This is a genomic window from Butyrivibrio sp. YAB3001, from assembly GCF_900112195.1.
GTDB lineage: Bacteria > Bacillota > Clostridia > Lachnospirales > Lachnospiraceae > Butyrivibrio.
The window spans coordinates 35,619-53,205 of record NZ_FOKR01000002.1 but is presented as its reverse complement, the minus strand read 5'-3'; the positions used below and the strand labels follow the sequence as shown (position 1 = coordinate 53,205).

12 protein-coding genes and 1 tRNA gene are annotated in these 17,587 nt (G+C 37.8%); all 13 read right to left on the bottom strand.

From position 1 onward, the window contains the following. Positions 1-61 precede the first annotated feature (61 nt). On the bottom strand, positions 62-730 hold the full coding sequence (gene hypB, locus BM086_RS00200; RefSeq protein ID WP_092321664.1) for a hydrogenase nickel incorporation protein HypB: 669 nt from the start codon (positions 728-730) through the stop codon (positions 62-64). Between the two features lies 1 nt (position 731). Continuing rightward, complete coding sequence (locus BM086_RS00195; protein ID WP_092321661.1) at positions 732-1,856, bottom strand: DUF5692 family protein; 1,125 nt, start codon at positions 1,854-1,856, stop codon at positions 732-734. A 361-nt stretch (positions 1,857-2,217) separates the two neighbouring features. Next, positions 2,218-3,747: a coproporphyrinogen dehydrogenase HemZ gene (gene hemZ / locus BM086_RS00190; RefSeq protein WP_092321658.1), complete on the bottom strand. Its 1,530-nt coding sequence runs from the start codon at positions 3,745-3,747 to the stop codon at positions 2,218-2,220. Positions 3,748-3,867: 120 nt separating this feature from the next. Next, entirely contained in the window at positions 3,868-4,527 is a 660-nt protein-coding gene (locus tag BM086_RS00185; RefSeq protein WP_092321655.1) for an MBL fold metallo-hydrolase, read from the bottom strand. Continuing rightward, positions 4,527-6,809, bottom strand: a complete 2,283-nt coding sequence (locus tag BM086_RS00180) for a RelA/SpoT family protein (RefSeq protein WP_092321652.1) — start codon at positions 6,807-6,809, stop codon at positions 4,527-4,529. The genes BM086_RS00185 and BM086_RS00180 overlap by 1 nt, the downstream gene beginning before the upstream one ends. A gap of 4 nt (positions 6,810-6,813) precedes the next feature. Beyond that, positions 6,814-7,338: an adenine phosphoribosyltransferase gene (locus BM086_RS00175; protein ID WP_092321649.1), complete on the bottom strand. Its 525-nt coding sequence runs from the start codon at positions 7,336-7,338 to the stop codon at positions 6,814-6,816. A 129-nt stretch (positions 7,339-7,467) separates the two neighbouring features. After that, a tRNA-Thr gene (locus tag BM086_RS00170) sits at positions 7,468-7,540 on the bottom strand. A gap of 178 nt (positions 7,541-7,718) precedes the next feature. After that, positions 7,719-10,310, bottom strand: coding sequence for a 1,4-alpha-glucan branching protein GlgB (gene glgB, locus BM086_RS00165; RefSeq protein WP_092321645.1), 2,592 nt, complete (start codon positions 10,308-10,310; stop codon positions 7,719-7,721). A gap of 80 nt (positions 10,311-10,390) precedes the next feature. After that, positions 10,391-11,641: a DUF1015 domain-containing protein gene (locus tag BM086_RS00160; protein WP_092321642.1), complete on the bottom strand. Its 1,251-nt coding sequence runs from the start codon at positions 11,639-11,641 to the stop codon at positions 10,391-10,393. Positions 11,642-11,753: 112 nt separating this feature from the next. Beyond that, the gene (locus BM086_RS00155; protein WP_092321639.1) at positions 11,754-12,923 is read right to left on the bottom strand and encodes a phosphoglycerate dehydrogenase; all 1,170 of its coding nucleotides are present in this window, start codon (positions 12,921-12,923) and stop codon (positions 11,754-11,756) included. A gap of 10 nt (positions 12,924-12,933) precedes the next feature. Beyond that, entirely contained in the window at positions 12,934-14,016 is a 1,083-nt protein-coding gene (serC, locus tag BM086_RS00150; protein ID WP_175560037.1) for a 3-phosphoserine/phosphohydroxythreonine transaminase, read from the bottom strand. A gap of 254 nt (positions 14,017-14,270) precedes the next feature. Then, entirely contained in the window at positions 14,271-15,815 is a 1,545-nt protein-coding gene (locus BM086_RS00145; protein ID WP_092321633.1) for a L,D-transpeptidase, read from the bottom strand. A 17-nt stretch (positions 15,816-15,832) separates the two neighbouring features. Continuing rightward, on the bottom strand, positions 15,833-17,515 hold the full coding sequence (gene ilvB / locus BM086_RS00140; protein ID WP_092321630.1) for a biosynthetic-type acetolactate synthase large subunit: 1,683 nt from the start codon (positions 17,513-17,515) through the stop codon (positions 15,833-15,835). Between the last annotated feature and the right edge of the window lie 72 nt (positions 17,516-17,587).

Sequence of the window (17,587 nt, the reverse complement as noted above, 5' to 3'; positions counted from 1 at the left end):
CTATAAAAATAATTTTTTGCAAAAAAAGGGAGGTCATCCATGACCTCCCACTAAAACAAAATCAACTATTCCATTTATCAATATTCTCAGAAAGCCAATCAGCCCATTCCTGCATACCTTCTCCAGTTTTTGCACAGATAGGGATGATTTTCGCATTAGGATTTCGGAACAGTATATTTTCCTTACATTTTTCAAGGTCAAAATCAAAGTAAGGCATAACATCAATCTTATTGATAAGCACAACATCGCAAATGCTGAACATAAGCGGGTATTTCAAAGGCTTATCGTGTCCTTCAGGAACAGAAAGAATCATCGCATTCTTAGAACTTCCTGTATCAAATTCAGCAGGACAAACCAAATTACCAACATTTTCAAGGATAGCAAAATCCACATCATCAGTTCCAAGTTCACGAATGCCCTGCCTTGTCATATCAGCATCAAGATGGCACATTCCACCTGTATGAAGTTGGATTGACTTAACGCCAGTTGCAGCAATAGTCTTAGCATCAACATCAGAATCTATATCCGCTTCCATAACACCAATTCTGTATTTTTCCTTAAGAAACTCAATAGTTCTCGTAAGCGTAGTTGTCTTGCCTGATCCAGGGGAAGACATAAGATTTAAAAGAAACGTTTTTGAAGCCTTGAGTTCACTTCTAAGTTTCTCAGCATCCTGGTCATTACTTTCAAAAATACTTCTTTTTACTTCGATGACTCTTACATTATCCATATTATTCTGCGCGCTCCATAGCAAGTTTAAAGTCTTTTGTATCTGCAAATACTTCATTAGCATAAGGGTTCTTGCCAAGCTTGCAAGATCTCTTAATGATTTCTGCAATGCAGATCACGTTGATAGCAATTGAAAGGATTGCAACGAATCCCTGCATTCTGGGATCAGCTGTAATTCCCATTGAAGCGATGGCTTCATTTGCAGCAGCTGTCTTACCCTGCTGTGCATTATAAAGCTCAATAGCCTTCTCGTAAAGCATAGCTGTTGTAATTCCATTTTCTGTAGCGCCACCGTAAACTGAAGGAAGTGCTGCCTGGAATTTAGTTGTAAGCTGGAATGTAGGAACAACCTGTGCCCACATGCACCAGATAGCAAGTGTGTTAGCACGGTTCTGAATCCATGCGCCCTTATTCCAAAATGCGTTAGCAAAAGTAGGTGCAAGAAGAAGTGCAACACCACAGTACCAGGAATGAGTAGGAAGATTAAGGTATGTGTACTCAAAGTTCCATACATCATATGCTACGATAAACCAAACAGTCATATCAGGCCAAAGCATATCTGCATGGTTCTTATCCTTTGATGAATAAAGGTGAACACAACCTGTCATACAGAAAATATTGATCATTCCTGCAAGAGCATTTACTACATTCCACCATCCACCATAGATAAATACACCTTCATTTGATGCCCACCAGGCACCTGTAAGGTCTCCGGTGATTGAATAAGCTGCAAGTGCAGATTCCATATCAGATACATTAGCAATCATGATGTTAGCAGCAACAATTGCCCATGGGAACCATGCAAACCATTTTTCCTTGCCGATACCCCATTTGTACTTGATCATCATGAAGCCTACGCAGCCGATATCTGCAGCATAAAGCTTAAAATAGTGGAACCAGCCATCCATGTAAGCTACAGTAGGGTTTGGATTTCCACCAAAGTCAAATAAATGTAAATGTGCCAGGATGAAATAAACAGTTAAGATACTTGGAATGATAACAAATACGATCATTCCGCCAATTTTGGTCCTACGACCGATCTCATTCATAAGAATAAGACCACAGAATACCAACACCCAACCAAGTAACTGCGTAGCAGCCAGGTCGCTATAAAGTTGGAATAACATAAAAAACCTCCTTTGATATTGCACTTCATTATTTAGGCAATATCGTCTTATTTTGATATAATAATAGCATATTGCACAAACTTTTTCAATAATTGCGGCTCTGTATGTTGCAAAATGGGGCACTGAAAATTTATGTTTCAGTTTCCTATATGTAAGTTATTTGACTAATTTCCGAATTATTGTCGCACAATTTCTTTATATCAACTCTAATAATTGATTATTACAACATCTTTTTTGGTAATATTATCAAAAAATCTGATAGTTCTATACATGAAAATTTTATATGGTTAAAATTTTATTTCACTTTTCGTTCACAAGTTGAACATAAATCGACACCAAATTTATAAAAATACAATCATTTTTATAAATTAAATAGTATTTTTTTTCGTTCAATCATTTCATCTATATTGTTCATATACAGGGCAACATCTTTTACATTGTCACAACGTTCTATTCTTCCGCCGCCAAATACTCTCTTTGTAACCGTTCCAGCCCCAAGAGCAACAATAGACTGAACTTCTTCATTTATAAGGATATTGTATATGCCGGCTTTCCCTTTTCTTGCATACCCGGTATTTTCGAAATTGCCACTTATATTCTTCTGTCTGTAGAGATAATATGGCTCAAGTCCCATTTCCAAAGCGCCATCATATGCAATCCTCATCATCTCTTCAGTATTATTTATTGACTCAAAAAGCGGAACCTTAAGCTCTCCCTTCATTTCTTTTTCATGGATTACTTCGTAAAGCTTAGATCCTCGCTTGATTGCAAGAGAATGGACTGTAAGATCATCCGGCGACAGTTTCCTTATTTCTTCCATTGTATATCTGACATCATCAGCAGTTTCACCCGGAAGGCCAAGTATAATGTCCATATTTATATTGTCAAAGCCCTCTTCTCTTGCCATGTTAAAAGAATCTATCAGCTGTGAAACTGTATGCCTTCTTCCAATAAGCTTTAATGTTTCATCCCTCATAGTCTGTGGATTAACTGATATTCTTGAAACTCCCATTTTTTTCATAGCTGCGAGCTTTTCTCTTGTGATAGAATCAGGGCGCCCTGACTCAACAGTAAGCTCTTTAACACCTGAAATATCCAGTTTATCTCTCACATATCCAAGGAGCCTTTCAATCTGATGAGGCTCCAAAGTTGTCGGTGTACCACCTCCAACATAAATTGTATCAAGGGTTTTACCCTTAAAATTCTCAGCCACATAATCTATTTCTTTTTCCAGACAAGAAATATAGTCATCTACAATATTCTTATGAGCACCAATCGGATACGAAGTAAACGAACAATATAGACAGGTTGTCGGGCAAAAAGGAATTCCAATATAAAGGCTATAACCGTTCAAATAGTCAATGTTCTTTAAAATTTCCTTCTCGCGTCTAGCAATAAATGTACTAAGCTTTATTTTTTCATCACTGACAAAATAGGTATCTTTCATATATTGCGCTATTTCTTCATCGCTCTGCCCCTTATCAATAAGATTCATTGCAATCCTTGTAGGCCTTATTCCCGTAAGATTTCCCCATGGCAGTTCCTTGCCTGTAGATTTGCAAAGTGCAGTATAAATAGCTTTTTTTACAGCATTTTTACTGGTATCAGGCTTATCAGCCTTTTCACCGTTTGTGGAAATGCTGGATTGGCCATTATTAAACTCATCCAGATATTTGTACTCAGACTCAGTTCCGTCTTCCAGCCTTACGGTTACATTTCCCTCATCTGATAAATCTGACTTATTTACAGACTTAATCTCTATAACAGCATAAAAACTCTCATCATCATTTGGCTCAGTAATAACTTTTACATCTTCATTTCCCAAAAAAGCCTTGAAAAGAGAATGAATATCATATTGATGTTTGTCAGTATTTACTAATATCTTTTTCATCTAAAATACTCCATAAAAATAAAACACTTACATTTATATCCAACAAAAATCCGTAGTTTAGAAATTGTTTTACACTACAGACGTTAAACAATTTCTAAGCCACGGATTATAAAATGAATCTCACATTCTGCAAAACGGATTATACATCTTCTCATGACCTACAGTTGTCATTTCACCATGACCCGGATATACAACTGTCTCATCAGGTAAAATAAAAATCCTGTCATTGATAGAGCGAATAAGTTCACTTGTTGAGCTTGTGGGAAAATCCGTTCTTCCAACAGACTCTTCAAAAAGTGTATCACCACTAATAAGTATTTGTTCATCCTCAAAGAGATAGCAACAGCTTCCTGACGTATGACCGGGAGTAGCAAGCAGCTTACAGCTAAGACCTGCTGCACTTATAATGCTCTCATCTTTATAGGTAATATCAGGCACTATAATAAGCTTTCCGCCAAAATCGTTGGACAGATTAAGATATGGATCATTACAAAGACCAATTTCTTTTTCATAGCAGCCAATCTGAGCACCGCTAAGTTTTCTAAGTGCTTCAGCTCCACCAATGTGATCAAAATGTCCATGAGTCAAAAGAATAAGATCAATTATAAGATTCTTATCTTTGAGAGTTTCAAAAATTCTCTCTCCTCTGTCTGCCGGATCAAAAAGAATGCCATGTCTCATTCCCTGCTCATCCTGAGCGTCCTGATCAAAAACAAAGTAGCAATTTGTCCCGCACATTCCAAGAGTCATCGAAGCCACTTGAATATTCTTAGCTGCCATTAACCTGTGGTCCTTTCAATATCTATAATGCTGTCAATCTGTCTGATCTTGTCAACAATCTCGCGAAGCTGATCTCTTGATGATACCTGGAAAGAGGTTTCCATCGTAGCAAGCCCCTGCTTACTTGTTCTTGTGTTCATAGAAATGATATCAATATTCTTTTCTGACAATGTTCTTGATATATCAGCAAGAAGACCACTTCTATTATTAGCAAATATCTTAATAGTTGCAGCATATTTGCCGCCATTTGATGAGTTGTCAGACTGCCACTTTGCCTCGATAAGTCTTGTTCTGTCTTCTTCCTGCATCTTAATGACATTAACGCAGTCTCTGCGATGGATGGATACACCTCGCCCTCTTGTGACAAATCCGCAAATATCATCACCCGGAACAGGATTACAACATTTCGAAAATCTAACAGCCACATCATGAACGCCCTTAACAATTATCGCATTATCAGAGCTTGATACCTGAGGTGTAATATTAGATTCTGCAACTGCCGCAAGAACTTCCTCATCAGTAATATTGCGCTTGTGGTCTTTTTCACCAAGTTCAAGCATCTTATTGATGATCTGACCTTCACGAAGTCCACCATGTCCAACTGCTGCTAATATAGCATTCCAATCATGGAATCCATATTTTCTTATTACAATATTCTGAAATTCAGGTTTAGAAATTGAGAAAAGATCTATTCCCTTACTTCTGCAATATTCAATAAGAAGCTCTCTTCCCTTGGCAATATTCTCATCTTTAAGTTCATTTCTAAACCACTGATTGATTTTGTTTTTAGTGGAAGTAGCTTTTGCAATCGAGAGCCAGTCTCTACTTGGTCCTCTGGAATTCTGGCTGGTGATTATCTCAATTCTGTCGCCATTTTGAATCTTGTAATCAATCGGCACAAGTTTTCCATTAACCTTAGCTCCTATCATTTTATTGCCAACCGCGCTATGTACGCTGTAAGCAAAATCGATAGGTGTAGAACCGGCAGGGAGATTCTTAACTTCACCGGTTGGAGTAAAGCAATATACATCCTCTGAAAAAAGATTAAGATCACTCTTTAGAAGATTCATAAATTCCTGATTGTCAGACATATCCTGTTGCCATTCAAGAATCTGTCGAAGCCAGATAAGCTTCTCTTCTTCGCCATTTTCAGCCTTCTTGCCATCAGAAGCTTCCTTATATTTCCAATGAGCAGCAATACCATATTCTGCCGCTTTATGCATATCATAAGTACGAATCTGAATTTCAAATGGCTGACCTGTCTGTCCGATCAGCGTAGTATGTAAAGACTGATACATGTTGGGCTTGGGCATTGCAATGTAATCCTTAAATCTTCCCGGAATGGGCTTATACATCTCATGGATTACTCCAAGCGCTGCATAACAGTCTTTAACAGTAGCCACAATAATTCTTATGGCAAATAAATCATATATCTGGTCAAGAGTTTTATTCTGGTTGCGCATTTTCTTGTATATACTGAAGAAATGCTTAACTCTGCCATTTACCTCACCGGAAATGCCGGCATCCTTAATAGCTGTTCGAACCTTAACACAGATATCCTCAACATATTTCTCACGTTCACTTTTTCTGACAGCAACCTTGTCTACAAGGTCATAGTAAACGTCAGGTTTCAAATATTTAAGAGACAGATCGTCAAGTTCAACCTTGATCTTACTGATACCAAGTCTCCCCGCTATCGGAGAATAAATATCCAAAGTTTCCTGTGCAATCCTCTGCTGCTTCTCAGGCGGCATATGAGCAAGAGTTCTCATATTATGCAATCTGTCCGCAAGTTTGATCAGGATAACACGGATATCCTTGGCCATTGCAAGGAACATCTTACGCAGATTCTGAGCCTGCATATCAATCTGTTCCTGAGTCTTGTTTGTATTATCAGTAGAAAGCTGCAGTGCTGTCAATTTGGTGACACCATCAACCAAAAGCGCAACGTCCGCTCCAAAACAATTTTCTATTTCCTCTTTGGTACAGATTGTATCTTCTACCACATCATGAAGAAGTCCTGCAGCAATGGTCTCCTTATCCATCTCAAGATCCGCAAGAATAATAGCCACGCAAAGTGGGTGAATGATATATGGTTCACCTGATTTGCGTAGCTGATCTTTATGAGCCTCCGCAGCCTGTGTATAAGCCTTCTCTATAAGAGAAATATCATCCGATGGATGATATTTCCTTACGCGCTTAATAAGGCCTTCATACAAAGTACTAGGCTTTTGAAACTCTTCGATGTTTTCAATTCTTCCATCATCGAAATTCTGCGGCATCTAATTATTTCCCTTCGTAGCTGATTGCTGCATCAAGTCTATAATCTTTAAGTCTTTCTCTTCCCTTAAGGCCCTTAAGTTCCATAAGCACCAATATTCCTGCAACTTCACCGCCAAGCTTCTCAACAAGTTTGATCATTGCTTCAATAGTGCCGCCTGTAGCCATAAGGTCATCAACAAGAAGAACCTTCTGTCCAGGTTTGATAGCATCCTTGTGAATTTCAAGAACAGCTTTACCATACTCAAGATCGTATTCAACCTCGATAGTATCGCAAGGAAGCTTTCCTTTCTTTCTTACAGGTACAAGTGCTTTGCCTCTGTTATAAGCAATTGGAGCACTAAAAATGAATCCTCTTGACTCAGCGCCAAGGACAAGATCGAAATCAAGATCAGCAACCATCTCCTGCATTTTATCAATTGCAAGATGGAAACCATCAGCATCCTGAAGTACAGATGTTATGTCTCTGAACATGATTCCTTCCTCAGGAAAATCCGGTATAGTTCTTACATAATCTTTAAGTTCTTTCATCTTAAAAACACCCTCTCTTAAAAAACAATCTTTCAATGTAATATTATATCACAAGTTTTATAAACTTTTAAAATAATTATTTATCAGAACAAATAATAGAAAAAAGCTCGAAAAAAAGCAAAAAAATAAAGCTGGAAAAGGGACTTGAACCCTCGACCTACTGATTACGAATCAGTTGCGCTACCAACTGCGCCATTCCAGCTTGTGACAAGCACAAAAAATATTATACACACGTTATCTGCAGTTTACAAGCACAAAAATTCATAATACATGGGAGCTTTCAAAAAATATCTATAGTAAATGCCAATTTTTCATAACATTTACTATAGATATAATTACTGGTTTAAAATATTGTGTCAACAGGTCATCCTAATCCCTGATCATTCAGTCTTCTTGGATGTTTTAGTAGTTTTTGTTGTCTTTGTTGTCTTTGTTGTCTTTGCAGTACCTGTTTTCTTTGTTGTTTTAGAAGCAGGCTTTGCGCTTGTTTTTTCTTTTGTAGTCTTTGCCTTTGAAGTAGTTTTAGCCTTTACTGTCTTTGCTTCAGGCTTTGCTTTATCAGATGATTTTTCTTTGTCGCTCTCAGCACTCTTTATCGCTTCATCTGTTACTATGCTAAAGATTCTCTCTTCCTCAATCTTGGCATATTTTTCCTCAATAGCCTTTTCCTGCTCAGCAAGTTCTTTTTCATATTTGATTTTAAGTTCAGCAAGAAGCTTCTGCTCTTCAAGATTCTGTCTTTCCTTAAGAGCCTTTATCTTCTCCTGGCGCTCGTTTTCTTTAAGAATCTCTTCCTCTTCCTTAATTGCACGGATTTTCTTTTCCTGCTCTGTATAAGGTGTATAACTTAATATTGAAAGAGAAACCGGCGCAAGCTTTATTGATATGCAATAGTTTCTTCCATCAACATCTTTTCTTCTGGTTTCCATTTTGCCAGGATTAAGAATACCGGTTCCGCCGTAGCTAAGATCATCGCTGTTAAATATCTCGTTATAGCGTCCGTCAACAGGAACACCTATCTCATAATCTCTTTCTACGCCAGCCATATTGGCAACAACAAGAAGTGTTTCGCCATCGTTTATGCTCTTTCTGACAAAAGAAACCATGCAGTCATCTGATGCCATATTATTGATCCACTCAAATCCGCTGTCAGAACTGTCTAGCTGATGAAGCGCATCGTGACTAAAGTAGAGACCATTCAGCTTCTTAAGAAGATTCTCAACAAATACAGCCTGATCTATGGTAAGAGCATCCGGTTCCATGTAAAGATGCTTTCTGCCTGGATGAACCATCATGTATGAAAGAGCAAGTCTCAAATTACCCATCTTCTGTGAAGAATCGCCGGGCATCAGATAATACAAACCCTCAAGTCCCTTCTCCATATCTTCATGAGTAAACGCAAGCACAAATCGCTCTGTATAACTATAAATCAGACTAACTGTAAGTTCATCATGGTGACCTGCCCTAAAGAGCGGATCATTTTCCATATATGAGAGGAATTCATTTGTCCATCCATTGTTCCACTTAAAGTCGAATCCAAGTCCGCCATTTTCTATATCATCAGTAAGATTTGGCCAGCAGGCTGTTTCCTTGGTAATTGTGATTACACCCGGATTATTCTTGTGAATTATCTGGTTAAACTGTCTAAGGAATTCAAGTGCCTCCAGATTCTCATTTCCGCCATAGATATTAGGCATCCACTCACCAGGGTTTCTATCATAATCAAGGTAGATGATCCTTGAAATATCTGAAGTTCTGAATCCATCAATATGGAAGTTTTCAATCCAATACAAAGCATTGGAGATAAGGAAATTTGTAACTTCTTTTCTTCCATAATCAAAGACAAGATCACCAGACTTAGGACGTATGCCAACTCTTGGGTCCTCATATTCAAAAAGTGTTCTTCCATCAAAATCACTAAGACCGCATGATGACTTAGGGAAAAGAGTTGGAACCCAGTCAAGGATTACTCTTATTCCGGCATTGTGCATTGCATTGACAAAAGACATAAACTCACAAATATCACCGCTTGATTCATCAAGAGCAAAGAAATCCAAAATGTGATAAAAATGTCCCGGTAAATGTTTCATTACAGGCATGAGTTCAACAGTGTTGAAGCCATGATTCTGAACAAAATCAAGAATATCTCCTGTAATTTCTTCCATAGTGCTCTTCTGACCATGTCTGTCCGCAAAAGCCTCAAGAGATATTTCACAGATTGAAAGAGCATCCTCGTCAAGCTTGAACTTTCTTCTATTTGAAAGCCACTTGTCATCTGTCCAGTTAATCTGATCATTTCTCCTGATAACAGAGATCATTCCATTTTCGCCCTTAGAAGCAAATGCAAATGGATCAGGTCTCTTAAATACGATTCCACTCCTGGTTTTTATCTCAAACTGATAGCCATCATGCTCTTTTGCCCCGGGAATAAATATCTCAAAAACACCGATAGGATCAAGTCTGTGCATCTGACAGATTCTTCCATCCCAGCCATTAAAATCGCCAATTACACTAACTCTTGCAGCAGAAGGCGCCCATACTGCAAATTCTGTTCCATCCACACCATTTCTGGTCATAGGATGAGCGCCAAGTTTTTCATAAATATGATAATGAATGCCACTTCCAAACTTTATGAAATCCTCCCTGTCCATTAGCGGTTCAAATGCATATGGATCATAAAGCGTAGTTTCATTTCCTTTTGCATCTTTAATAATGTACTTATACTTTATCTTTTCTACATAGGGAACAATAATCGCATAAAAGCCGGCTTCATCTGCAAGCTCCATCTCGTATTCCTTTTTAGTATTCTCAATGTAGACCTTAACAGATTCAGCATCAGGATAAAAAGCCTGAATGAGATAGCTGCTTCCAACCTTATGCGCCCCAAGAATCCGATGTGGATTATCACCGTCAGAATAGATAATCTCTTCAATTTCAGGCCAATTCATCATTTTATAAAGTTTATTATTCACCTTATTCCCCTCCGAATTGAATTAAAACTAAGAAAAATGTCAGTTTTCTCTTTGTTTTTTTACTTTTTTTCAGCATACATCTATATCATACCACTAATTTTGTGAATAAATAACCCACTAAGTAACTTTGGTTCAAACCATGTAGACTTTGGTGGCATCAAAAGACCTGCATCTGCAACATCAAAGAGTTCCTTTATTGATGTAGGATATAAAGAAAATGCCACTTTCATGTCTTTTTCGCAGCGCTTCTCAAGCTCCGAAAGTCCTCTTATTCCTCCAACGAAATCAATTCTCTTGTCAGTTCTTGGATCCCCTATTCCAAGAATTTTAGAAAGGACTTCATTTTGCAGCACAGAGACATCAAGGTCTTCAACCGGGTCGCCCCTGTAACAGCTTTCCTTTGCTGTTAATTTGTACCATTTTCGATCCAAAAACATTCCATACTCGCCTTTTTTGGATGGTTTGACCTGTTCTGTTTCTTCCTGAATATCAAATTTTTCTTTTATCTTTCCAACAAATTCAAGCTCGGAAAGTCCGTTTAAGTCTTTTACCACTCTGTTATAATCCATTATCATGAGCTCTTCGTCAGGGAATAATACTGATAAAAAGTAATCTGAATTAAGTTTTCCCTTTATATTACCTTCAAGCTCTTTTCTTTTCTTAAGTCCCACTTTAACAGCTGATGCGCATCTGTGGTGTCCATCAGCAATATAAACAGACTTTATAGTGGTAAACACCCTGCAGATAGTATCTATCTCATCCGAATCAGATACAACAAAAATTCGGTTTCTTACTCCGTCTTCTGATGTAAAATCATATACCGGTTCATCCACTTCCTTGATCTTTTCAACAAGATCAGATATAAGACGATTCTTTCTATAACACAAAAAAATAGGTCCAGTCTGCGCATCACAGGTATAAACATGATTTATCCTGTCGATTTCTTTTTCTTCACGGGTATTCTCATGTTTCTTGATAACACCGGAAAGGTAGTCATCTATTGAAGCGCAGGCAACAATTCCTGTCTGGCATCTTCCATTCATTGTCTGCTCATAAATATAATAGCAGGGCTTTTCATCCTGGATAAAATCACCCTTTTGAATCTTTTCATCAAGCATCTGTCTCGCCTTATCATAAACTTCAGGCGCATACATATCATGATCAGGTTCAAACTGTGTTTCTGGCCTGTCGATAGCAAGAAAAGAATCAGGTTCTTTTCTTACCTTTTCATAAGCTTCCTGTCTGTTAAAAACGTCATAGGGAAGTGAAGCAATAATTTCCGCCTTTTTCCCATTTGGTCTAAATGCGTTAAAGGGTTTTATATCAGCCATTATCAATTCTCCTGGTTTTCTATTTTATATATAATCTTTCATACTCGCATACGAGCCGTTTGTCAATAATACTGGCAAACGGCTCGTGTTTTTCTTTTAAGAAGATAAAAAATTATACGTTTTTCTTTACTACTCTTACTCTTATAACATCTTCTATATTTGCAATTTTCTCAACGAGTTCATCTTTAATCTCATCTTCAAGGTCAATCAATGTATAAGCGTAATCGCCCTTGGACTTATTGGTCATATCTGAGATGTTATAACCTGCATCACCAAACACCTTTGAGAACTGACTGATCATGTTTGCAACGTTCTTATGGATAATTCCAATACGAGGACGAACGCAGATTCCCATGTCGCAGTTTGGAAGGTTTACTGAATTATTGATATTTCCGTTTTCAAGATAATCCTTGAGTTCAAGAACAGCCTTGACTGCGCAGTTATCTTCAGATTCTTCTGTAGATGCTCCCAAATGAGGAATAACGATACAACCGTCATGACCTGCAATAGTTGGATTCGGGAAATCAGTAACATACTTGCGGATCTTGCCTGAATTGATTCCTGCAAGTATATCAGCTTCGTTGCAAAGAATATCTCTTGCAAGATTAAGGATAATAACTCCTTTTTTCATCTTTGCGATTGCAGCTGCATTTATCATTCCCTTGGTAGAATCAAGCGCAGGCACATGAATTGTGATAATATCGCACTTTGAATATATATCATCAACATTTGTAACGTGCTTAACATCTGATGACAATCTCCAAGCAGCATCAATTGAAAGATAAGGATCATATCCGTAAACTTCCATTCCAAGCTGTCTTGCGGCATTCGCAACTCTGACACCAATAGCGCCAAGTCCGATAATACCAAGTTTTTTGCCAAAGATTTCAGTTCCGGCAAACTTCTTTTTTGATTTCTCAGTAAGTTTAGCAATGTCAGGATCGCCTGCATTAGCTTTAACCCATTCTGTTCCGCCGATAATGTCACGGGATGCAATAAGCATTGCAGCAAGCACCATTTCTTTTACACCGTTGGCATTTGCGCCCGGAGTATTGAAAACAACGATTCCTTCTTCAGCGCACTTTTCAAGAGGAATATTGTTTACCCCTGCACCTGCTCTTGCAATAGCCAAAAGATTTTTAGAAAAATCCATCTCAAGCATATTTGCGCTTCTTACAAGAATTCCTTCTGCCTCATCAACATTATCAACTGCTTTGTATTCATCAGTAAAATTGTTAAGTCCAATCTTCGCGATTGGATTCATGCATTTATATTTGTACATTGGTTCTCCCTCACATATTCTCTTTTTCAAACTTATCCATAAATTCAACAAGCTTCTTAACGCCTTCTATTGGCATCGCATTATAAATGCTGGCTCTCATTCCGCCGACAGTTCTGTGTCCCTTAAGACTTACGAATCCAGCCTTTGTAGCCTCAGCTATGAATTTTGCATTGAGTTCTTCGCTATCTGTTACAAACGGAACATTCATAAGAGATCTGTCTTCTTTTCTTACAGTTCCCTTAAACATCTTGCTCTGATCAAGATAATCGTAAAGAACCTTGGCTTTCCCTTCATTTCTCTTTTGCATTTCTACAAGACCGCCCTGCTCTTTAAGCCATTTAAATACAAGACCACACATGTAAATGCTCCAGCAGTTAGGAGTGTTGTAAAGTGAACCGTTATCTGCCTGTGTCTTCCACTTAAGCATTGTAGGTGTGTAATCAGGTACGTCATCTGTGATAAGGTCTTCTCTTATAATGCTGATAACAAGTCCTGCAGGTCCGACATTCTTCTGAACACCGCCATAGATCACGCCATACTTGGTAACATCCACAGGCTCAGATAAAAAGCAAGATGAAACGTCTGATACAAGGATATGTCCCTTTGTGTTAGGAAGTGTTTTAAATTTTGTTCCATAGATTGTATTGTTTTCGCAAATATATACATAATCTGCATCTTCAGGAATGTCTAAGTCTGAACAATCAGGAATATATGAGAATGTCTTGTCTGCGCTTGATGCAACTGCGATAGCTTCTCCGTACTTCTGAGCTTCCTGATATGCTTTCTTAGCCCACTGTCCTGTAATTATATATGCTGCCTTCTTATTCTTCATAAGGTTAAGCGGAATAGCTGCAAACTGCTGGCTGGCGCCGCCCTGCAAAAAGAGAACCTTGTAATTGTCAGGAATATTCATAAGATCTCTGATATCCTGTTCTGCTGTCTGAATTACACTGTCGAATGTCTTGGATCTGTGGCTCATCTCATTGATAGACATTCCGCAACCTGCATAATCGAGCATTTCTGCAGCAGCTTTCTTAAGAACTTCTTCCGGTAACACTGCCGGACCAGCCGAAAAATTGTAAACTCTTGACACTTTGCTACTCCTCCTGATCATTAAAAGAATAAATGAAAATATTTTTATTTTCGGGCTATTATCGTTTTATAGTTAAAACACTCTGTCTGTTTAAACCAATAAATCAAGCCTATAAAAACTATTCTAATTCCGATTTTAAAAATGTCAATATTGTTATTCCATAATTAATGTTATTTAATTTTTTATTTGCATCATTTAAAAGAAAAATGGGATTAAAAGAAATCTTGAATAATTTCCTTTAATCCCATATTTTATCAGTAGTACAATATAACCGGCGTACCTATATCCGCCACTTCCCAAAGAAGTGAAACCTGATCTTTTGGACAATTTATACATCCATGAGAACCATCTGATTTATATATTTCTTCGCCAAATTTGTTTCTCCATGTTGCATCATGTATGCCAACTCCCTTATTCACTCCAAGCCAGTAATTTACATATGAAACATAGTCGGCCCCTCTTAAATATGTGTGATAACGTTTATTATACACATCAAAAATTCCTGCAGGCGTGCCTCTTTTGCGATTAATATTTCCTGTAACAACAGGCATTTCCATGGATAATTCGCCATCTACATAATACTTTAGCTGCTGTCTGTTCATATTGACTTCAATATATGTATTCCCAAGTTTTTCTGATGCATCATAAACTTTTACATTATCATTAAGAGTAAGCTTTTGATTGTCAAGGCTGTCATTATCCAGATTTAAAAATACGTTCTTTATTCTTTCAAATTCAGCTTCTGTGTTTATTAAAGAACCATCACCTTTTCTGGTCTCATTTATCAAAAGCTCAGTAGCAATGCCGTTTTTATAATTATTAAGGCACCAGCTTGTATCATACTTTTTTGATAATGCCGACGCATAATCATATATTTTTTCTACAGACAGGATAAGATTGTCATTCTCATCCACAATAAAACCATTATCCTCATAAATGCCGGAACTAATCAGTTCATCTTTATCATAAACTCTGTTATTCACAATAAATTTGCCATGCTGAGAATCCTCTGACTCTTCATCTTCGCTAAACAAATTATCTTTATTCCTGGCAGTAAGCAAAAAATCACTGATTTCTTTTCTTCCAAGACTTATGTTTGTACCGGCAAATTCAAGTGAGTAGCCCTTATTCTGCAAAGCATTTACCTTCTCATAAAGAGAAACCAAATGCTTCTGATCATTATTTGCAGGTTCAAGGTCACTATAACAGCTCATGCCATAATGTCCCTGCGCATCAGCCAGTTCTATAGATGGTTTTAGTTCAAGCAATGCACAAAAGACTGCATATTGAATTTCTTCAATATTCGGGAAGTTCTGCCCGTTGTTAACAAGTTCATACCCATCGCTGCCTTCCGTGATGTAAATAAACTCATTATCATAGCTGGGAAAAGCTTCCCAGTTAGCCAAAATATCATCAAGCTTTCCGGAATCAAAATACACGGTAGCCCTTGCAGTAAAATGTCTTTTTCCATAAAAGCTTTTCCACCAGTAAAGGCCACCTCTGGATTTCTGAATAAGCTCAACATCATCAAGGTAAGAAATAGTCATATCAATATCTTCAGGCTTTATCAAAAGTTCCGCGCCTGATATATCAACAACTCTTATACCTTCATAAGCAGATTTTTGCATCAGCTGACTATTCACTTCTTCTGCAGTTTTTCCTGTACAATAAATATCATCTACCCATATAAAGGCAGGAAAAACATCTTTATAACAATATCCAAGAAATACTATTCCTAAGCAAAAGAGTGATATCAGCAGCAAAAAAATGCTTAAACAAATACCAATTCTCTTTTTCATAATACCTCAAATTAACTTTATTTCTTCTGCTTCGCGAGATCTTTTTCATCAAACGCTTCGCTGATGGAAGCCCCTGCAGGCACCATAGGAAATACCTTATCATCTTCTTCAATTATACAGTCGATGAGTACAGGCACTTTGGACTTCATGGCTTTTTTCAGTGCAGGCACAACTTCTGATTTCTTTGTAACTCTGATAGCAAGACATCCAAGTCCCTCTGCCACCTTACAATAATCCACTTTATCTTTAAATACAGTCTGTGAATAATGCTGCTGGTAAAACAGTGTCTGCCACTGACGTACCATTCCAAGAACACTATTGTTTATCACAATCTCTATGATAGGCAGATCATACCTTGATGCAGTCGCCATCTCATTCATATTCATTCTAAAGCATCCATCACCAGCAATATTAATGCAAAGCTTATCAGGATTGCCCACTTTTGCGCCAATACAGGCACCAAGTCCGTAGCCCATTGTTCCAAGGCCACCTGATGTAAGGAAAGTTCTTGGCTTTCTGAATTTATAATACTGTGCTGTCCACATCTGATGCTGACCTACATCAGTAGTAATTATCGCATCTCCTTTTGTAAGTTCATAAATTGCTTCGATAATATATGGGCATGTAAGCTTTTCAGAATCATAGCTTAAAGGATATTTTTCCTTATAATCAGCTATTTTCTTTATCCAGTCACTGTGGTCAAGCTTTTCAAGTTTGGAGTTAAGAAGTCCAAGGATCATCTTAAGATCTCCAACTATAGCAAAATTGGCGTGCACATTCTTATTGATCTCAGCGGCATCAATATCAATCTGAAGGATCTTTGCTTTGGATGCAAATGTCTTGGTATTTCCTGTAACTCTGTCTGAAAATCTTGCTCCAAGAGTTATCAAAAGATCACACTCTGAAACCCCAAGATTAGAAGCCTTTGTACCATGCATACCGATCATGCCTGTATAGAGCTCATTTGTACCATCAAATGCACCTTTGCCCATAAGTGTGTCACAAACAGGCGCATTTATCTTTGTGGCAAATTCCATAAGTTCCTCAGAAGCACCTGATATTACTGCACCTCCGCCCACGTAGATAAAAGGACGCTTGGAAGCTTTTATCATTTTTATCGCAGTTGCTATTTCCTCAGAATGAACCTTCGGAAGATCAGGCTCATCATTAATTGTAACAGCTCTGAAATCACAGGTCTTTGCAGTAACATCCTTGGTAATATCAACTATTACAGGACCAGGTCTGCCTGATTTTGCAATCTTAAATGCTTTTCTTATAGTATCTGCAAGTTCTTTTACATCCTTAACAATATATCCATGCTTAGTTATAGGCATTGTGATTCCGGTGATATCAACCTCCTGGAAAGTATCTTTTCCTAAAAGAGGAAGGCTCACATTGCAGGTGATCGCAACCATAGGAACTGAGTCCATATAGGCAGTGGCAATTCCTGTAACAAGATTTGTTGAACCGGGTCCGCTTGTAGCAAAGCATACACCAACCTTACCTGTTGATCTGGCATAACCGTCTGCCGCATGTGCAGCGCCCTGTTCATGGCTTGTAAGAATATGTAAAAAATCATCCCCCTGCATATAAAGTTCGTCGTAGATATTAAGAATAGTTCCCCCCGGATAACCAAATATAGTATCTACACCCTGCTCCTTTAAACACTCTAAAACAATCTGAGCCCCATTCAACTGCATTTCTTATTACTCCTATCTTTTACTAAATTTAAGATCAAACGCCGGGGAAATGCTTTCTCATACATTCCCCTG